The sequence below is a fragment of the Actinomycetospora termitidis genome (assembly GCF_030286555.1).
Taxonomy (GTDB): Bacteria; Actinomycetota; Actinomycetes; order Mycobacteriales; family Pseudonocardiaceae; genus Actinomycetospora; species Actinomycetospora termitidis.
This window is the reverse complement of sequence record NZ_JASVWF010000005.1, coordinates 93,482-111,708: the sequence shown is the minus strand read 5'-3', so window position 1 is coordinate 111,708 and position 18,227 is coordinate 93,482. Positions and strand designations below refer to the sequence as shown.

22 protein-coding genes are annotated in these 18,227 nt (G+C 73.8%); 12 read left to right on the top strand and 10 right to left on the bottom strand.

The genetic code is table 11. The features are described from left to right. Positions 1-92: 92 nt before the first annotated feature. The 9 genes from QRT03_RS21265 to QRT03_RS21225 all read left to right on the top strand — a co-directional run bounded on the left by QRT03_RS21265 (position 93) and on the right by QRT03_RS21225 (position 6,345). Entirely contained in the window at positions 93-800 is a 708-nt protein-coding gene (locus tag QRT03_RS21265) for a hypothetical protein (RefSeq protein ID WP_286055054.1), read from the top strand. Beyond that, complete coding sequence (locus tag QRT03_RS21260) at positions 801-1,604, top strand: IclR family transcriptional regulator (RefSeq protein WP_286055053.1); 804 nt, start codon at positions 801-803, stop codon at positions 1,602-1,604. Continuing rightward, on the top strand, positions 1,591-2,376 hold the full coding sequence (locus QRT03_RS21255; protein WP_286055052.1) for a 2-keto-4-pentenoate hydratase: 786 nt from the start codon (positions 1,591-1,593) through the stop codon (positions 2,374-2,376). Before QRT03_RS21260 ends, QRT03_RS21255 begins: the two co-directional genes overlap by 14 nt. After that, entirely contained in the window at positions 2,373-3,131 is a 759-nt protein-coding gene (locus tag QRT03_RS21250) for a 2-keto-4-pentenoate hydratase (protein WP_286055051.1), read from the top strand. Before QRT03_RS21255 ends, QRT03_RS21250 begins: the two co-directional genes overlap by 4 nt. 9 nt (positions 3,132-3,140) lie before the next feature. Continuing rightward, on the top strand, positions 3,141-3,344 hold the full coding sequence (locus tag QRT03_RS21245; RefSeq protein ID WP_286055050.1) for a 2-hydroxymuconate tautomerase: 204 nt from the start codon (positions 3,141-3,143) through the stop codon (positions 3,342-3,344). A 30-nt stretch (positions 3,345-3,374) separates the two neighbouring features. Then, complete coding sequence (locus QRT03_RS21240) at positions 3,375-3,734, top strand: Rieske (2Fe-2S) protein (protein WP_286055049.1); 360 nt, start codon at positions 3,375-3,377, stop codon at positions 3,732-3,734. Between the two features lie 65 nt (positions 3,735-3,799). Continuing rightward, positions 3,800-4,987 (top strand): cytochrome P450, encoded by a 1,188-nt coding sequence (locus QRT03_RS21235; protein WP_286055048.1) that lies wholly within the window; start codon positions 3,800-3,802, stop codon positions 4,985-4,987. A gap of 29 nt (positions 4,988-5,016) precedes the next feature. Further along, a complete protein-coding gene (locus tag QRT03_RS21230) occupies positions 5,017-5,553 on the top strand; it encodes a hypothetical protein (RefSeq protein WP_286055047.1) in 537 nt (178 codons plus the stop codon). A 15-nt stretch (positions 5,554-5,568) separates the two neighbouring features. Further along, positions 5,569-6,345: an endonuclease/exonuclease/phosphatase family protein gene (locus QRT03_RS21225; protein ID WP_286055046.1), complete on the top strand. Its 777-nt coding sequence runs from the start codon at positions 5,569-5,571 to the stop codon at positions 6,343-6,345. A gap of 2 nt (positions 6,346-6,347) precedes the next feature. Here QRT03_RS21225 and QRT03_RS21220 read toward each other — a convergent pair whose 3' ends face one another. The 4 genes from QRT03_RS21220 to QRT03_RS21205 all read right to left on the bottom strand — a co-directional run bounded on the left by QRT03_RS21220 (position 6,348) and on the right by QRT03_RS21205 (position 9,490). Beyond that, entirely contained in the window at positions 6,348-6,791 is a 444-nt protein-coding gene (locus QRT03_RS21220) for a universal stress protein (protein WP_286055045.1), read from the bottom strand. A gap of 16 nt (positions 6,792-6,807) precedes the next feature. Further along, on the bottom strand, positions 6,808-7,023 hold the full coding sequence (locus QRT03_RS21215; RefSeq protein WP_286055044.1) for a hypothetical protein: 216 nt from the start codon (positions 7,021-7,023) through the stop codon (positions 6,808-6,810). After that, on the bottom strand, positions 7,020-8,369 hold the full coding sequence (locus tag QRT03_RS21210) for a Rieske 2Fe-2S domain-containing protein (protein WP_286055043.1): 1,350 nt from the start codon (positions 8,367-8,369) through the stop codon (positions 7,020-7,022). Before QRT03_RS21210 ends, QRT03_RS21215 begins: the two co-directional genes overlap by 4 nt. A 161-nt stretch (positions 8,370-8,530) precedes the next feature. Further along, on the bottom strand, positions 8,531-9,490 hold the full coding sequence (locus tag QRT03_RS21205) for a cytochrome c oxidase assembly protein (protein WP_286055042.1): 960 nt from the start codon (positions 9,488-9,490) through the stop codon (positions 8,531-8,533). A 46-nt stretch (positions 9,491-9,536) separates the two neighbouring features. Here QRT03_RS21205 and QRT03_RS21200 point away from each other — a divergent pair, with 46 nt between their 5' ends. Then, a complete protein-coding gene (locus QRT03_RS21200) occupies positions 9,537-10,442 on the top strand; it encodes an NADP-dependent oxidoreductase (protein WP_286055041.1) in 906 nt (301 codons plus the stop codon). 5 nt (positions 10,443-10,447) lie between these two features. Here the strand turns inward: QRT03_RS21200 and QRT03_RS21195 are convergent, their stop codons facing one another. The 3 genes from QRT03_RS21195 to QRT03_RS21185 form a co-directional block, all read right to left on the bottom strand. Next, positions 10,448-11,638, bottom strand: coding sequence for a L,D-transpeptidase (locus QRT03_RS21195; protein ID WP_286055040.1), 1,191 nt, complete (start codon positions 11,636-11,638; stop codon positions 10,448-10,450). Between the two features lie 234 nt (positions 11,639-11,872). Next, positions 11,873-13,000 (bottom strand): PEP/pyruvate-binding domain-containing protein, encoded by a 1,128-nt coding sequence (locus QRT03_RS21190; protein ID WP_286055039.1) that lies wholly within the window; start codon positions 12,998-13,000, stop codon positions 11,873-11,875. Then, the gene (locus tag QRT03_RS21185; RefSeq protein ID WP_286055038.1) at positions 12,997-14,784 is read right to left on the bottom strand and encodes a PEP-utilizing enzyme; all 1,788 of its coding nucleotides are present in this window, start codon (positions 14,782-14,784) and stop codon (positions 12,997-12,999) included. Before QRT03_RS21185 ends, QRT03_RS21190 begins: the two co-directional genes overlap by 4 nt. A gap of 147 nt (positions 14,785-14,931) precedes the next feature. On the opposite strand from QRT03_RS21185, the gene QRT03_RS21180 reads away from it, so the two are divergent. Next, entirely contained in the window at positions 14,932-15,573 is a 642-nt protein-coding gene (locus tag QRT03_RS21180) for an HAD family hydrolase (protein ID WP_286055037.1), read from the top strand. Next, positions 15,570-16,310 (top strand): SDR family NAD(P)-dependent oxidoreductase, encoded by a 741-nt coding sequence (locus QRT03_RS21175; RefSeq protein WP_286055036.1) that lies wholly within the window; start codon positions 15,570-15,572, stop codon positions 16,308-16,310. The genes QRT03_RS21180 and QRT03_RS21175 overlap by 4 nt, the downstream gene beginning before the upstream one ends. Here the strand turns inward: QRT03_RS21175 and QRT03_RS21170 are convergent. The 3 genes from QRT03_RS21170 to QRT03_RS21160 form a co-directional block, all read right to left on the bottom strand. Then, positions 16,307-17,173, bottom strand: a complete 867-nt coding sequence (locus QRT03_RS21170; protein WP_345783273.1) for a serine protein kinase RIO — start codon at positions 17,171-17,173, stop codon at positions 16,307-16,309. The genes QRT03_RS21175 and QRT03_RS21170 overlap by 4 nt on opposite strands. A 208-nt stretch (positions 17,174-17,381) precedes the next feature. Continuing rightward, entirely contained in the window at positions 17,382-17,900 is a 519-nt protein-coding gene (locus QRT03_RS21165; RefSeq protein WP_286055034.1) for an SRPBCC domain-containing protein, read from the bottom strand. Beyond that, a complete protein-coding gene (locus QRT03_RS21160) occupies positions 17,897-18,199 on the bottom strand; it encodes an ArsR/SmtB family transcription factor (protein WP_286055033.1) in 303 nt (100 codons plus the stop codon). Before QRT03_RS21160 ends, QRT03_RS21165 begins: the two co-directional genes overlap by 4 nt. Between the last annotated feature and the right edge of the window lie 28 nt (positions 18,200-18,227).

Below are 18,227 nucleotides of genomic sequence, written 5' to 3'. Positions count from 1 at the left end.
CCGGGTGTGCTTGACGTCACGACGCTAACCGCCCTAGCGTTCCGGGGAGAAGAGCTGCCGTTCCGGACGTCGGAACGCCCCGAGGAGGTGCCGTGGCCGATCCGATGGCGATGCGACGGGCCGTCGCGGGCTACGTCGAGGGGATCCACGCCGCCTACGCCACGCAGGCGGCCACGTTCCCGCCTGCGGTGCGCGGCCGGATGCCGCTGCTCGCGGCCGGCCGGTTCACGGTGGTCGCCGCCGGCGCCCGCAACCTCCACGTCCTCGCGACGAGCGAGGCGCTCGGGCCGCTGCGCGGCGAGGAGGTCGAGCTCCCGGGTGCGCTCGACGGGATGGAGTGGGCGGTCCGGTTCTACGATCCGGTCGTGCTGCCCGCGCTCGGACTGATCGACGAGGGGGAGCAGGCCCGTCCCGACGAGGTCCGCGGCACGCTGGGCATCTCCACCGTGCTCTACCACGTGGTCACCCAGCCCGGCTCCGGGCTCTCCCCGCACCACGCGGGCCACGTCGGCTCCGGCCTCGCGGCCGGTCACTCCGCCGCCGCCCGGGACTTCGACACGCTGCGCTCGCGCGCCCGCGGCCGGGAGGCGCTCGTCGACGAGATGCAGGGCGCGTCCGTCGCCGGGCTCGCCCGGGCCCAGGTGCTGCTCGCCCGCGCGATCGCCCCGCACAACGTGCCCGTGGGCGACGCGGTCGACACGGCCCTGCGCCCGGGCACCTGCCCCGACCCGGACGCGGTCCGACGTGTGCTCGTCGAGGCGCTGGGCGGGTCCCCGGCCGGCACCGCCGGGGCGGTGTGAATGGACGCGACGCTGCAGTCGGTCACGAACGCCGCGCGCCTGCTCAAGGCGTTCCTGTCCCGCGAGGAGTCGCTGGGGCCGTCGGAGCTGTCGCGACGGCTTGGCCTGGGCAAGTCCGCGGTGCACCGGCTGCTCGCCACCCTGGCGGCGGAGGGCCTCGTGACCCGCGACGCGAGCGGCTCCTACCGGCTCGGCATGGTGATGTTCGAGCTGGGCGAGGCGGTCCGCTCGCACATGGACCTGCACGCCGCCGCCGGGCCGGTGCTGGTGGAGCTGCGCGCGCAGACCGGGGAGTCCTCGCAGGTCGGGGTGCTCGACGGCGACGAGGTGGTCTACGTCGACCGGCTCGAGAGCACCCACTCGCTGCGGCTGTTCCACGAGACCGGCCGGCGGGTGCCGTTGCACTGCACCAGCTCCGGCAAGGTGCTGCTCGCGGCGATGCCCGAGTCCCGCCGCGACGCGCTCGTCGACGGCGGCTTCCGGGCGCTCACGCCGCACACGATCGTCGCGCCGGACGCCGTGCGCGCGGAGCTCGACCGCGTCCGGCGGCGCGGGTGGGCCGAGGCGGTCGACGAACGCGAGATCGGCGTCGCCTCGCTGGCGGCCCCCGTGTACGGGCCGGGTGGCGACGTCGTGGCCGCCATCAGCGTCGGTGCCCCGGCCACCCGCTTCCACGCGATCCCGCGCGAGCACCTCGTCCGGTGCGTGGTCGAGGCCGGTGAGGCCGTGTCGCGCCGGTTGGGGTGGAGTCCGGAGAACCTGTCGTCGGGAAGGATCGAGGAGTCCCTGCATGCCCGTGTCTGACCCGGCGGCCAAGGCCCGCGCGCTCTACGAGGCGCGGCGCACGCGGACCCCGATCCCGCCGTTCACCGACGACGACCCGTCCCTCGGGATGGACGACGGCTACGCCATCCAGCGCGAGCTGGTCCCGATGCTGCTCGACGAGGGCGACCGCATCGTCGGGTACAAGGTCGGGCTGACCTCGAAGGCCATGCAGCGGATGGTCGGCGTGGACGCGCCCGACCACGGCCCGGTCCTCGCCTCGACGGTCTACCGCGACGGCGACACCCTCTCGCTCGCCGACTTCATCGCGCCGAAGGTCGAGGCGGAGATCGTCTTCGTGATGGGGGAGCGGCTGGCCGGGCCGGGGGTCGGGCCGACGGAAGCGGCGCGGGCCGTGGCGGGCGCGGCCGCGGCGATGGAGATCGTCGACTCCCGGATCGCGGACTGGCGCATCAAGCTCGCGGACACGGTCGCCGACCTCGCGTCGAATGGTGCCGTCGCCGTGTCCTCGCGACTGGTCCCGCTGGCAGGCCTGGACACCCGGCTCGTCGGGATGACGCTCACCCGCAACGGTGAGCTGCTCGACACCGGGGCCGGCGCGGCCGCGCTCGGTGACCCGCTCGCGGTCGTCGCCTGGCTGGCGAACGTGCTCGGGGAGCACGGCGTGGCGCTGGAGCCGGGGCACCTCGTCATGACGGGGGCCCTGCACGCGGCCGTCCCGATGGCGGCGGGCGAGGTGTACCGGGCGGAGTTCGACCGGCTGGGTCCGATCACGATCAGGGTGGCACCGTGAATACCGAGGAACTGGCGGCGCGGCTGTCGAAGGCGGTCGCGGAGCGGACCGCGATCGAGCCGCTGACCGACGACCACCCCGACCTCGACCTCGAGGCCGGCTACGCGGTCCAGCGCATCCTTCGCGAGCAGGCCGGGGAGCTCGCGGGGTGGAAGCTGGGGGTGACCTCGCGGGCGAAGCAGGCCCAGGTCGGGGTGTCCGCGCCGGTGTGCGGTTTCCTCCCGGCGGCGGGCGCCCTGGACCTCGGGGAACCCCTGTCGGCCGGCGAGCTGATCCAGCCGCGGGCCGAGCCGGAGATCGTGTTCGTGCTGGGCCGGGACCTGCACGGCGCGCACGTGACGGCGGTCGACGTGCTGTCCGCGACGTCCGGGCTCGCCGTCGGCATCGAGGTGCTGGACTCACGGTTCCGCGACTACCGCTTCACGATGGCCGACGTGGTCGCCGACAACACCTCGGCGTCCCGGTACGTGGTCGGCGCCCCGGTCCCGCCGGCGGGGATCGACGTGCGCCTGGTCGGGGTCGTGCTGGAGAAGAACGGGGAGGTCGTCGCGACGGCGTCCGGGGCGGCCTCGCTGGGCCACCCGGCGGCGGCGGTGGCCTGGCTGGTGCGCCGTCTCGCGGCGTCCGGCGAGGGGCTGCACGCGGGCGACGTCGTCCTCTCCGGAGGGCTGACCGCCGCGACCCCGGTGGTGCCCGGCGACGTGGTGACCGTGTCGATCGACCGGCTCGGCACCGTCGAGATGCCTGTGTCCTAGGAGGAGAACGTGCCCCTCGTCCAGATCACCCTCGCCCGCGGGCGGACCCCCGAGCAGCTCGCCGCGCTGGGGGAGAAGGTCACCGCCGCGGTGTCCGAGGCGGTCGGCGCGCCCGCGGGCAACGTCCGCGTCGTGGTGACCGAGTGCGAGCCCGAGCACTGGTTCGTCGGCGGCGAGTCGCTCGCGGAGCTGCGGGCGTCCGGGCGGCGGTGAGGGCGAGCGGAGCGACGGGGAGGTGACGTAGTGCTCGTCCCGCTGGGGGACCCCGCCGGGCGGTCGGCCTGGACGGTGGAGAGCCCCGACGGGCGGCAGTTCGCGGTCTTCCTTCTCGACGACGGCTCGGTGCGGGTGAGCGACGCCGGCTGCCCGCACCGGGGCGGTCCGCTGGTCGAGGGTCGGGTGCGCGACGGCGAGGTGCGCTGCCCCTGGCACTGGTACCGCTTCGACCTCGACACCGGGGAGTGCCGCACGACCGACCAGCACCACCTGGCCGTCCACCCGGTGGTGGAGCGGGACGGCGAGCTGGACGCGGACGTCGGGGACCCGCCGCCGGTCCTGTCGTGGTCCGAGCGGCTCCGGGCCCACGCCCAGGGCGACAGCTAACCGAGAGCACACTCCCGATTCCGGTGTTAGCGTCGGTGGTGACGTCGTCGTGAGGAGTCACCACCGTGTCCGTCGAGGCCCACGAGCTTCCGCTCCACGTCCAGCGCGACCAGTTCGACCCGCCGTCGGGGATCAGCGCCCTGCGTGACCGGCCCGGCCTGGAGAAGGTCACGGACTCGCTCGGCCGTCCGGCCTGGCTCGCCACCCGCTACGAGGACGCCCGCGAGGTCCTCGGCGACGCGTCCCGCTTCTCCAACCAGCAGGTGCCCGCCGTCCCGATGCCGGGGATCGACCCGGAGAAGATGCGGGCGGGGCAGCTGCTCGCCCTGGACCCGCCGGACCACACCCGCCTGCGCCGCCTGCTGACGGGGGAGTTCACGGTCAAGCGGATCCGCCGCCTGCAGCCGCGCGTCGAGGAGATCGTCACCGAGCACCTGGACGCCATGGAGGCCGCCGGGCCGCCCGCGGACCTCGTCACCGACTTCGCGCTGCCGGTCCCGAGCCTCGTGATCTGCGAGCTCCTCGGCGTCCCCTACGACGACCGCGACGACTTCCAGCGCCGCGCCTCGCAGCAGATCGACCTGACGCTGCCGATGGAGGAGCGGGGTCGCGTCGCCGTCGAGTCCCGGACCTACATGGGGGAGCTCGTCGACCGCGCGGTGGCCGCGCCGGGCGACGACCTGCTCGGCATGCTCGTGCGCGAGCACGGCGACGACGTGACCCGCGACGAGCTGATCGGGATCGCCTCGCTGCTGCTGATCGCCGGCCACGAGACGACCGCGAACATGTTGGCCCTGGGCACGCTCGCACTCCTGCGCCATCCGGAGCAGGCCGCGATCGTCCGCGAGGACCCGGAGGCGACCGCGCCCGCCGTCGAGGAGCTCATGCGGTTCCTGTCGATCGTGCACGCGGCCGTGCCCCGGGTCGCGACGGTCGACACCGAGGTCGCCGGCCAGCCCATCGCGGCAGGCGACATGGTGCTGGCCCAGCTCGCCGCGGCCGACCGCGACCGCGCCGTCACCGAGGACCCCGACCGGCTCGACATCGGGCGGGCCGCGTCCCCGCACGTCGCCTTCGGGCACGGCGTGCACCACTGCCTCGGCGCCCCGCTGGCGCGCATGGAGATGGCGACGGCGTTCCCCGCGCTGCTCCGTCGCTTCCCGACGCTGGCGGCCACCACCGACGTCGAGCGGGCCGACTTCCGCGAGGGCACCTTCATCTACGGGATGCGGAGCCTGCCGCTGACCTGGTGATCGGCGGGCGGGGCGGGTACCCGCCGCCCGTGACCGGGGTGCTGCTGCGCGACGACCAGATCGCACTGATGACGTGGGCGGAGCGCCGGGCGCTCGCCGACCGGCTGATCGCCGGCGACTCGCCCGACGAGGTCACGCGTCGGCGTCGTCGGAACCGCTTCGTCCTGATCGCGGGCGGCTGCTCGCTCCTGCTGGTGCCGTGGCTGGGGGTGCTCGCGGTTACGGTGCCGCACCGTTACGTCGCCCCGCACTGGACGCTGACCTGGGTCGGGTTCGACGCGGCCCTGTTCGTCGCCCTGGCGGCCACGACGCTGCTCGCGTGGCGGCGTCGTCGGCTGCTCGTCCCGGTCGCGGCGGCCTGCGCGACGCTGCTGGTCTGCGACGCCTGGTTCGACATCACCACGTCCCACCCGACCGACTACCTGCTCAGCGTGGGCTCGGCGGTCCTGGTCGAGCTGCCCCTCGCCGTGGTGCTCGCGCGGGCGAGCCTGCTCGTGCTCCGTCACTTCCACCTGGAGCTGCCGGGGGCCGTCCGGCGGGCCACCGCGCCGGCCCGTCGCCCGTAGGGCAGGGTGCGGGCGGTGCGGCTGGCGACGTTCAACCTCCTGCACGGGCGCTCCCCGGTCGACGGCGTCGTCGACCCCGACCGGCTGATGGCCTCCGTCGTCCCCCTCGACGCGGACGTGCTCGCACTGCAGGAGGTCGACCGCGGCCAGGAACGGTCCGGGCGGGTCGACCAGACGGCGCTGGTGGCGACGGCGACGGACGCGGTGGACGCCCGGTTCCTCCCGGCGCTCGTCGGCACCCCCGGCGAGCAGTGGCGCGAGGCGGGGGAGACCGACGCGGGGGCGGAGCCGTCCTACGGGGTCGGCCTGGTGAGCCGCCTGCCGGTGGCCCGCTGGCGGCGGATCCCGCTGGGCTCCTCACCGGCACGGCTGCCGTTGCTGATCGACGCCCGGCGCCCGGCCCTCGTGCGCGACGAACCACGGGTGGCGCTGGCGGCGGAACTCGCCGGGCCGGCGCCGGTGGGCACCGTCGTCGCGACCCACCTGTCGTTCGCCCCGGGGGTCAACGTCGTGCAGCTGCTCCGGCTCGCGCACGCCCTGCGGGACGCCCGGCCGCCGGTGGTCGTGCTCGGCGACCTGAACATGCCGGGCCCGGTACCGCCGGCCGTGCTGCCCGGCTGGCGGTCGCTGGTGCGTGAGCCGACCTTCCCCGGCGACCTGCCACGTATCCAGCTCGACCACGTGCTGGCGCGCGGTGGGCCCGGGGCACCGCTGCCCGAGGTGGTGCAAGGTGGTGCGGTCGCGGGGCCGGTCTCCGACCACCGGGCCCTGCTCGTCGAGCTCGGCGGCTGAGATCAGGGGACGACGGTCACCGGCCACTTCCCGGCCTTGATCAGGCGCCCGGCGAGGGACCCGACCAGTCGGTGCCCGGCCTTCATCGACGCCCCGACCACGACGGCGTCGGCGCGGAGGTCGTCGGCCGCCCGGACGATCTCGATGTAGGGGTCCCCGTGCACCGTCATGAGCCGCGCCTCCATCTTCAGCAGCCGCAGGTACTCCTTGGCCTGCTCGTGGAGGTCGCTGGCGAGGGACTGCGCGGACTCGGCGAGCACGGTGACGGCGTCGGCGGACAGCCCGGAGAGGGCCGGCGTCGTCGTGACCGTGATGACGACGAGCTCGGAGTGCTGGCGCCGCGCCAGGCCGACCGCGTACGCGCCCGCGTGCAGCGACGTCGTGGACCCGTCGACCGCGGCCAGGATCAGCTTCGGCCCGTCCGTGCCGTACTCGAACTCGCCCACGGGCCCATCCTGCACCTCAGTGCTCGGGTTCGTGTCCCGTCGCCGTCGGGCCGGTCGGTGTGATCTCCCCGGTCCAGCCGCAGGCCGCGCACCAGCAGTAGAAGCGGCGTTCGTCGCCCTCCCAGAACTCGCTGGTCAGCTCCAGGGTCCCGGCGCACCCGGGGCAGTGCCGCGGCTGGTCGCGCCGGTGCGCCTCGGCGTCCGCGGCGAAGCGGCGGTCGGGGAGGGTCACCGCGGCACGAGCCCGGAGTCGACCTGCGCGTCCGTCCCCGGCTCGAGGGTCGCCGTGCCGATGCCGCCGACCGGGGTGAACGACTCCCGTCCGGCCGCGCGGTCCTTGCCGACCTGCTCGGCGGCCGAGAGGTGCACCTTGCGGATGGTGTCGAGCATCGGGGAGAACCGCGTCGAACCCATGTCGCAGAAGTCCAGGGCGAACTGGGCGCCGCCGGCGTGGAACTTGTCCTTCTCGCACGGCAGGTCGATGCGCTCGTGCGGCTCGCGTACGGTGCCGAGCGGGTCCTCGCCCTTCTCCACCGCGGCCATCTGCTGCTTGAACATCTTGCGCAGCATCGAGACCCCGATGTCGGAGCGCCCGAGGTGCTCGGTGGTGCGGTCGGTGATCGGCCCCTGCGTCGCCCAGGCCATGATGTCCTGGCCCTCGACGTAGTTGACGACGTGCTGCCCGTTCTCGTCGAACACCGGGATCTCGTAGTCCGGGACCGTGGGCTGCTCGAGCGCCTCGTAGCCCTCCGGCGCGTGCACGGTATAGAGCATGAAGCGCGTGGTGGTCCGGTTGATCGGGACCCGGATCTGCATCTGGTGGATGCCGCCGCCGCCCACACGCATGTTGTAGGGGAAGACGAGCGGGTGGCCGACCTTCCAGTCGTCGTTGTCCTCGCTCGCGCCCGAGAGGATCCGGCGCTTGATGATCCCGTACTCGAAGGCGTCGAACCCGATCCGCTGGTGTTTCTTCCCGAACGACGCCGGCGCCGTGAAGCCCTCGTGCGAGCCGATGAACTCGAAGTAGCGGCCGTGCAGGTGCTCGACGTGGTGCGGGTCGACCGCGTTCTCCATGATCTGCACGTAGTTGCACGGGATGTCGGCCCACCCGATGTCGCGGAACCCGTCCATCACGTAGACGTCGAAGCGCGGGAGCAGCGGCGCGGGGTCCGGTCCGACGTAGGCCCAGATCAGGCCGCCGAGCTCCTCGACCTTCCCCGCCGTCGCGCGGACCCGGCCCTGGAAGTTCGTGTTGTCCTTCTCGGCGGGCTGGTCGACGCACGCGCCCTCGGTGTCGAACTTCCAGCCGTGGTACGGGCAGCGCAGGCCCTCGCCCTCGACGACGCCGTAGGCCATCGACGCCTTCCGGTGCGGGCAGGGCTCCGGGATGATGCCGTAGCGCCCGCTCGGGGAGCGCCACAGCGCGAAGAACTCGCCCAGCAGCTCCACCCGCTTGACCGGGAACTCGGCCATCTCACGCGCGAACGCGACGGGGTACCAGTAGCGGCGGAGCACCTCGCCCATGCGGGTCCCGGCCTCGACGGCGGTGAGTTCGTCGTTCTGCTCGGCGGTCAGCACGGCTGCCCCTCCCGGGAGGTCGTGGTGGTGGCAACCTCGACGGTAGGAGTGGACCGGTCGGCGAGGAAGCGCGCTGTGCCGCACTCCGGGACAGCGCGAGTGCGACGTGGCGCAGGCTCGCGGGCCCCGGAACCTGCGCCGTGTCGCACTCGCGGGCGCGCTCAGCGCTCGCCGCGGTCCAGCCGGGCGAGCATCCGGTTGTAGGCGGCGAGGGCGTCCTCGTCGTCGTCGAGGTCACCGGCCGCGTCCGCGCTGCTCCCGGTCTGTTCCCGGAACGCGTCGTTCCGGGCCGACTCCAGCCACGGCCCGAAGTCGACCTTCGCCGACGCGTCCGACACCCACAGCCGGCCGAGCAGGACCATGATCACCATCATCAACCCGTCACCGACGACCCACATCAGCGCGCCGCCGAGGTGCACACCCTCGAGGTCGTAGGACGGGAACATCGTCGCGGGCGCCTGCATCAGCACGACGCCGACCAGGGTGTCCACGCCCATCGCGAACGCCATCAGCACGTAGCGCACGAAGTAGGCGGGCCGGTTCGGCAGCAGGTCGACGCCGATGGCGACGTGGAAGAACAGCACGCCGGCGACCAGGTAGAGCGCCTGCTCCGAGTGGTGCAGCGCCATCGACGACGCCATGGCCTCCATGAACCCCGTCAGGTGGGTCAGGACGATGACGAGCGCGTAGACGATCAGCACGGTGCCGGGGAAGAACAGGGCCCGGGACGCCCGCGAGTCCAGGACCGCGTCGAACCGCGCCCCCGCGCGCTCCGGCAACGACGACCGCAGCAGCTCCAGCGGGTGCGCCGCGACCCAGAACGCCGGCACGACCATGATCAGCATCAGGTGCATGACCATGTGCACCGCGAACGCCGCGTGCCCGAACACCGCGATCCCGGAGTTCCACGTCACCACGGCCGAGGCGAGGGCGGCCAGGAACGAGACGGTGCGCCGGACGGGCCACGCCCCATGGCGTCGGGCCGCCGCGAGGTAGAGCACGGCCAGCACCAGCAGGACCGCGTTCACGCCCCACGCCGGTGACCACGTGGTGAGCACGTCCGCCCACGCGGGGCCCGGCGTCGGCCCCATCGGCCCCATCAGTTGACCAGCCCTAGCCACGGGTCCATGGTGCGCCCGCCGGACGGCGGGAGCAGGATGCGGCCCCGTGCGTGGCTACGGGTTCGTCGCGGTGGGTGGTCCGGAACAGCAGGCGTTCCTCGAGGTCGACGAGCCGGTGCCCGGTCCGGGCGAGCTGCTCGTCGCGGTGCGGGCGGCCGGCGTGAACCCGGGGGACTGGAAGGTCCGCGACGGGTCGTACGGCACGGTCGGGCCCGCGGTCCTCGGCCGTGAGGTCGCCGGCACCGTGCTCGCCCTCGGACCGGACGTCACGGGGTTCGCCGAGGGGGACGAGGTCTTCGGCGGCTGCCCGGACATGCAGGGCGGGTGGGCGCCCCGCGCCCGGGTCACCGCCGGGTTCGCCGCCCACCGCCCGGAGACCGTGAGCGCCGAGGACGCGGCTGCTCTCCCGGTCGCCGCGGGCACCGCCTGGGACGCGCTCGAGCAGCTCGACCTGCCGTCGGGAAGCGTGCTGCTCGTCAACGGTGGGGGAGGGGGCGTCGGGATCCCGATCATCCAGCTCGCCGTCGCCCGCGGCCTGCGGGTGGTGACGACGGCGAGCCCCGGCAAGCACGCGATGCTCTCCGGCTACGGAGCCACGCCCGTCGCGTACGGCGACGGCGTGCTGGACCGGCTCCGCGAGGTGGCTCCCGACGGCGTCGACGGGGTGTTCGACCTCGTGGGCGGCGACCCCCTGTGCACCGTCGCCGGCCTGCTGAGCGACCCGACGAAGCTCATCTCGGTCGCCGACTACGGCCTGTCCACCGAGCTCGGCGGGCAGCAGATCGTGCGGGACCGCAGCACCGCCGTCCTCGAGCGCCTCGTCGGCCTGGTCGCCGACGGTGCCCTCGACCCGCACGTCACCGACGTCCGCCCTCTCGACGACGCGCAGGCCGCCCTCGCGCTCGTCGAGGGCGGCCACGCGACCGGCAAGGTGATCCTGACCGTCGGCTGACGGTGCTAGGTCGGCAGGGCGGACAGCTTCTGCCACTCCGGCCAGGTGAGCGACCAGTCGTAGATGTCGGTCTGCGGCATCGGCACCGGGCTCCCGGTGACCTCCACGGGGTCACCGAACATCGCGGTGTTGAAGTAGGCCTCCGCGTCCGTCGTCGAGAGGTTCACGCACCCGTGGGTCACGTTCTCGTTGCCCTGCGCGCTGGTCGACTGCGGGTTCGCGTGGATGAACTCGCCGTTGTTGGAGATCCGGACCGCCCACTTCTCCGGCACGTTGAAGTAGCCGTAGTCCGGGTTGGTCATGAGCTTGTTGGCCTCCTTGCTCATGACCACGTGGACGCCGTTGGTCGTGTTGCGGTTCGGGTCGGACCCCAGCCCGTAGCTCGCGGGCACCGTCATGACCGTCTGCCCGTCGCGCACCACGACCATCTGGAACGAGTTCACGTCCGCCTTCACGATCTGCGAGCGCCCGATCGTGAAGTGCGAGGTGACGTTCGCGGAGCCCCAGGCGCCGTCGCCGGTGTCGACCCCGACGAGGTTCGCCGCCACGTCGACCTGCGTCCCCGGCTTCCAGTAGTCCTTGGGCCGCCAGTGGGCCCGGGAGCCCTGCTCGGCGTCGGGCAGCCAGGCCCACGACCCCTCGGTGGGCACCGACGTCCGGACCTGCAGGGCCCGCTGCGCCGCCGCCTTGTCCGCGACCTCACCGTTGAACTGCACGATGATCGGCGCACCCACGCCGACCGTCGCGTCGTCCGCGATGTTGATGTTCGCCGCGATCTTGCGCTGCGGCGTGACCGTGCTGAACGAGCCGGTCAGCCGCGTCGGGTTGCCGGCCGCGTCCACGGCGAGGCCCTTCCACGTGTACGTGGTGCCGTACGCCAGGGTGGCCGTGGACTCCCAGCCGTCCGGCGTCGGGCGGCCCGCGACCGCCGTGCCGTCCGGCCCGACGAGCGCCACGTCGGTCAGCCGCCCCTGCGCCACCTTCACGACGGCGGGTGCGGCCGGGGCCACCCCCGCCGCCCCGTTCCCCGGAGTCAGCGAGACCTGCGCCGCCGGCACCGCCGGGGCCTCGGCCTCCGCGCCCGCGGCCGTCGCGGGCGCGCCCGACGCCCGCTCGACCGTGCCCCACACCGTGATCGCGGCCAACGCGATCGCGAACGTCACCATCAGCCCGAGCACCGCGCGCCCGAGTGCCATGCCACATCCCCCGTCAGCCGGTCCGCGCCCCCCGCCAGGAGCGCCCTCTCCCCGGACGCCTCATCGGCGCCGCGGTTCCCCCCATCGTGCACCGGGGGACCGACAATCTGCGTGACCCCCACCGTCGTCGACCGGGCGGCCCGGGGCTGACGTGCACCGGGACGCACGAACGGGCCGCTCGTCACCTTCTTCCGTGACGAACGGCCCGTTCGTGGTCCGGGAGAGGACGCGCGCCTATCGACCCGGGATCGGCTTCCCGGAGAACAGGTACTTCTGCGCGAGGGCGACCGGGTCGTAGGCGGGTGCGGCCGTCGTCTCCGGCTCGACGGTGGTGACGGGACGGGTCTGGACGATGCAGACGGGGTCGCCGGCCCGGCGGTGCCGGCCGATGACCCACTCGACGTCCACCGGGTGCCCGTAGTGCTCCTCGATCGCCGTCACCGCGGCGGAGATCGCGGCGATCTGCTCGTCGTCGAGGACCTGCCGGTGGGCGAGCTTGGCCGGCATCTCGATCTCGGTGACCGCGCCGACGGCGAAGTCGAACGCGCTGACGACCTTCTTGTGCGCCACGTCGTACCGCAGCACCCGGCCGTCGGCCTTGCCGACCTCGACGTGGTCGGGGTCGACCAGGCCCTGCACGATCGCCTCGCCCCAGCCCCAGCTGGTCTCGATGACGATGCGGTCGCGCTTGCCGGTGACCGGGTGCACCGAGAACGCCACGCCGGACGCCCGGGCGTGGATGAGCTCGATGACGCCGACGGCGATCGGCATGTCGTGGTGGCTGATCCCACGGCGCAGCCGGTAGGCCAGGGCGCGGGCGGTGAACAGCGAGCCCCAGCACCGGCGGACCGACTCCAGCACCCGCTCGACACCGGAGACGCCCAGGTAGGTGTCGAAGATGCCGGCGAACGAGGCGTCCGCCGCATCCTCGCCGGTGGCCGAGGAGCGCACCGCGACCGGCACGTTCACGTCCACGCAGCGCAGGCACAGCTCCTCGTAGGCCTCGGTCAGACGTGCGGCGAGCCCGTCGGACATCGGCGTGCCCGCGAACATCTCGCGGATCTCCGCCGACGCGGCCTCGACCGCGGCGTCGTCGGGATCGGGCCCGAGGGCCCCGAGCACCGTGTCGATCCGCCCGTCCAGCCCGGACTCCCGGCAGTGCCGCGAGTACGCCTCGACCGTCACGGCGAACCCCTGGGGCACGAGCACCCCGGAGGCGAGCAGCTCGGCGAGCCGGCCCATCTTGGCGCCGCCCCGGGCGACGGCCTCCGACGGATCCACCTCGTCGAGCCACGAGATCGCCTCGCAGCTGTGCCGCTCGGGTTCCTCGGCCACGGTCGCGTCCCCCGACACCAGCGTCATGCGGTGACCTCCTCCGTCCGCGGCGCGTCCGCCGACGCGGCCACCTCGGCCGCGCGGCGCAGCACCGTGACGGTGCCGCTCGAGCCGTCCACCTCGATCTCGTCGCCGTCGGCGATCGACAGGGTCGCGACGCCGATCGCGGTCACCGTCGGCACGCCGTACTCGCGGCCGACGATCGCGGCGTGCGAGAGCATCCCGCCGCCGTCGCAGGCGCAGCCCGCGATCTTGCCGAAGGCGGGCGTCCAGTTCGGCGAGGTCGACTCGCAGACCAGGATCGACCCGGGCTCGAGGCGGTGCAGCTCGTCGGAGGACTGCAGGACGCGGGCGATCCCGCGGGCCGTGCCCTTGGCCGCCGGGACGCCGTTCATCACGGTCTGGGCCGCCGCGTCCGGGTTCTGCACCGCCCGGATGGAGTGCGGGTTCAGGCCGAAGATCTCGATGAGGATCGGGTCCTCGACGTTCTCCGGGATCGTCCCGAGCACCTTCGGCATCTCGCCGCGGCGGCCGTGCCACTCGTCGAAGTACTGGCGTCGGGCGTCGACGAGCCCGCGCAGCTCGGCGTCGTAGGGCTTCTCGCCGCTGGCGACGTCGCGCAGCTCCGGCCAGAACAGGTAGAGCATGTCGTCCTGGCGGTCGGCCTTGACCCGGCTCGCGAGCTCCTGGCAGCCCCACCGCAGCGGGAGCATGACCTTGAGGTCGATGTAGTAGTTGTGGTCGTCCTGCCACCAGGGGAAGTTGGCCGCCTGGTTGGAGGCGAGGCCGGCGTCGAAGACGGCCTGCTCCTCGCGGGTGAGGCCGGCCCGGGCGTTCTCGATGGCCTCCTCGCGCTCGGCCAGGGCGTTGGTCGCCGCGCGGGAGAAGTCGTGGGAGTCCTTCCGCTGCAGGAACGTCTTGACGAGGTCGAGCGGGATCGTGTTGTCCTCGATCCAGCTCGGCACGCCGACGTCGCAGGTGGCCTCGGCGCGGTAGCCGTAGACCTGCAGGAAGTCGTCGAACTCGGTCAGCCAGCCGGAGGCGGCGCCGCCGTGCCGGCCCAGGGCCTCGCGCAGCCGGCCGCCGTCGTGCGCCTCGAAGACCGGCTCCAGCCCCGCAGCCCGGGCCTTGAGGGCCAGGTCGTAGAGCTTGCGGTCGGTCTCCATGATCTTGGTGTCCTCGCCCTGGAGGAACTTGCCGATCTCGTTGGGGTTGATGCCCATGTCGGCGCAGGCCCCGTAGAAGCCGAGGAAGTTGGCCAGCATCGGGTACATGACGCCGAAGTGGATCTCCATCGAGCGCTTGTGGTACCGGCGGGCCTTGACCAGCAGGTCGGGCAGGTCGTCGCCGCTGACCTGCGTGAAGTCGATCGCCCGGAACTGCGACCAGGTGTTCTCGAGCTCGTCGCGCCCGCTCTCCCAGATGCTGCGGTAGTTCTGCAGGAAGTGCGGGAGATTCGTGGCGATGCGGCCCGCGCGGGCCTCGATCTGGGCCGGGTCGGTCTCGGGGAGGGCGCTGCCGTAGAGGTGCGTGCCGGCGAACCGGGCGCTCACGCCGCGCCCGGGCGGCAGCGGGAGGGACTCGGCGGCGTGCTGGGTGCCCCAGCAGTAGCCGTCGCCGCTCCACAGCGTCGCGCCCAGGGGCGTCAGGCCACGGGACCAGTGGAAGTCCAGGAACCAGAAGCTGTTCTCGTCGCCCGGCCGGAACGGGCCGGCGGGGTCGACGATCCAGGGCATGTCGAAGAACTCGGGCTTGTATCCCGGGTACCACTCGCCCGTGCTCCAGGCGTCGACGGGGACGACGTTGGCCATCTTCTGGACCCTCCTCGGCGATGAGATCGAGCCGACGGTCAACCAACCGGGGGAGTGACGCAAGCAACACGTTCCCGGGGAGGGAACGTTGCGTCCGGGCGAACGGGAGGGTGCCTGCTCGTTCGGAGGGGGCCTAGCGTGCGGCCGATGAGCACCCCCCGGGCACTGTTGCTCGACATCGGCGGCGTCCTGCTCACCTCGGCCCACGAGCGGATGGCGCAGTTCGACGCCCCGCGGGAGTTCACCGACGTCCGCGGCCTCCTCGGACCCCGCCCGGACCCCGCGTGGGACGACGTCCTCGCCGGGCACGGCACCGAGCGGGCCTACTGGGCCGCTCGGGCCGCCGAATACGGGGCGATCACGGGCGGCCCGGGCACGGTGCCGGCACTGATGGACGCGCTCTACACGGGGACGGAGCCCTTCCGGCCCGAGGTGATCGCGCTGATGGACGACGCGCACGCCGCCGGTCTCGTGGTGGCCGCGCTCACGAACGACCTGGCGGCCTTCCACGGCGACGCGGACCTCACCCGCCATCCCGTCCTCGGGCGCTTCGACACCGTGATCGACGGGTCGGTCACCGGCGTGCTCAAGCCGGACTCCCGCGCCTACGCCCACGCGCTGGCGGTTCTCGGTCTCCCTGCCGACGAGGTGGTGTTCCTCGACGACGTCCCCGGCAACTGCGCCGGCTCCCGCGCCGCCGGGATCGTCACCGTCGAGGTCGACCTCCGCGACCCGGGGGCGGCCGTCGCCCGGGCCCGCGACCTCCTCACCCTCCGGGCCGCAGCATGAGCGACGGCACGGCCGTCGTCGTCGGCGCCTCCGGGGCCCTCGGCTCCGCGATCGCGGAGCGGCTGACCCGCGCCGGTCTCACGGTGGTGGCCGTCGCACGGAAGCCCCCCGACCCGACGTCGGGAACGGTCCCGTGCGCCGCGGACATCGGCTCCGACGAGGCGATCCCGACGATCCGCGACGCCGTCGACGCGCTGGACCGCCCCGTGCGGGTGGTGGTGCAGGCCGCCGGGCTCCCGGCGGCCGGACCGCTGCCGTCGATCGACCCGGCGGCACTCGGGTCGGCGGTGGCGCTCAAGGTCGGCGGGATGTTGCGCCTGGTCCGGGCCGTGGAGCACCGCCTGCAACCCGGGTCCCGGCTGGTCGCCCTCGGCGGGCACTACGGCAGCGAACCGTCCCCGCACACCTGCGCGGCCGGCGTGACGAACGCGGCCCTGGCCAACCTCGTCCGCCAGCTCGCCGACCACCACGGCCCGGACGGCGTCACCGCCCACCTCGTCGCGCCCGGACCGGCGGACACCGACCGCCTGCGGCGGCTCTCGCAGGCCCGCGCGGACGAGCGTGGGGTCGACGTCGGGGTGATCCTGGACGAACGTCGCGCCGAGTCGCCGCTCGCGGCGCTGGTCACGCCGGCCCAGGTGGCGTGGGCCGTCGCCACCCTCCTCGACCCGGAGGCCGACGCCCTGACCGGCTCCACCCTGGCTCTGGACGTCGGCGCCCGGCGAGGTCTCTTCTAGGGCACCAGCCCGGCCTCGGCGACCAGGCGGTGGAACAGCGCCTCCGGATCGACGACGGCGCCGCGGGCGGCGAACCACTCCGCGATCCGGCGCACGTCGCGGACCAGGACCTCCGCCCCGTGCGGGTTGCCGACGAGGTCGACGACCTGGGGGAGGTCGATGAGCACCAGCCGGTCGCCGTCGACGAGGACGTTGTACGGCGACAGGTCGCCGTGGGTCCAGCCGAGCCGGGCGAGCCCGACCAGCGCGGTCGTCAGCTGCTCCCACCAGTCCCACAGCCGGTCGGCGTCCGGCCGGCAGCCGGCCAGGCGTGGCGCGGCGGTGCCGTCCGGGGCGCCGAGGAACTCCAGGAGGACCTCGGTGCCGTCGTACTGGACGGGGTACGGCACGGGCAGGCCGGCGGCGTGCAGCGTGCCGAGCGCCGCGAACTCCGCGGCCGCCCACTGCCCGGCGAGCAGGTCGCGGCCGAAGGCGGTGCGGTTCGCCATCGCCCGGGTCTCGCGGGAGCGGCGGACGCGGCGCCCCTCGAGGTAGGCCGCGTCCCGGTGGAACGCGCGGTGCTCCGCGGAGCGGTAGCGCTTGGCGGCGAGCAGGCACGACGGCCCGTCCGGGACGGCCCGTTCGAGCAGGTGGACGTCGGCCTCCTTGCCGGTCTTGAGGACGCCGAGCTCGGTGTCGACGGCGCCCTCGGCGACGACGAGCCAGCCCGGGTGCGGCTCCGGGCCGTGGGTGGCGCCGGCCCAGGTGGACCAGCGGTCGCCGGTGGGCGGGCCGTCCGGCTCGACCTCGGGTTCCCGACGTCGGGTGGAGGGGGGTTCGTCGTCGTCGAACCGGGGACGGCGACGGGGGATGCGTTCGCGCACTGCGAGGACTCCGTGGGCGTGAGGAGGTCACCCCACGCCGGGAGCTCCTCAGCGCGGGGTGCGGATGCGACAGCGGCCGGGCGCGCAGCGGCGCGCCCCGGGCCGGGCGACGGTCGGCACAGGCACTCCTCGACTCCGTCGGGCGGCGAGGTGCCGCGCGACGGGTCCATCCACGCACACCCGACGTCGGGCGCGCGAGCGGATTTCCTCAGTCCGGGATCGGGGCGCCCCACGGGACCCCGGCGGCCACGTAGTCGTCGAAGTGCCGCTTCCACGCCGGCGTCGGGCTGCTCGAGGGGGCCTCCGCCCCGACGCCGGACAGCGCACCGTCGAGCGCCTCCAGGCAGACCTCCCAGCCGGCGGCGGTGCGCGCGGCGGTGTCGGGCTCGGCGATGATCGTCGTGAAGGTCAGCCGTGATCCGGCCTTCAGCGGCGTCACCTCGAAGCGCAGCTCGTCGCCCTCCCACGTGAAGACCAGCCGGGACGGCGGCTCGGCGGCCAGCACCGTTCCCGTCCCGCCGTCGCCGTCCTCGGTGAAGGAGAAGGTGACCGGCCGACCCACTCGCGGGACCCCGTCGTCCGGGAAGGAGACGCGGGCCGGGAACCAGGCGGTGAGCTCCGTGGGGTCGCTGATCGCCGCCCACACGCGCTCGACGGTGTCGGGGTACTCGCGGACCCAGCGCAGGGCGGGGCGGGAGTCGATCTCGAGGTAGGTGCCGGTGGTCATCGGTCCTCCAGGTGGTCGTCGAGGCGGTCGAGCGCGTGGGACCACAGCGCGCGGTACGGGGCGAGCCAGGACTCGAGCTCGAGGATCGGGCGCGGGTCGAGGGAGTAGACGCGGCGCTGCGCGTCGACCCGCGCGTGGACCAGGCCGGCCCGGCGCAGCGTCGCGAGGTGCTTCGACGCCACCGGCTGGGCGAGGTCGAGGCGGTCGACCACCTCGCCGACCGCGTGCGGCCGTTCGCGGAGGAGGTCGAGGATCGCGCGGCGGGTCGGGTCGGCCAGCGCGGTCCAGGTCGTGGTCACCCGTCCTGTATATCGACAACGGCATATG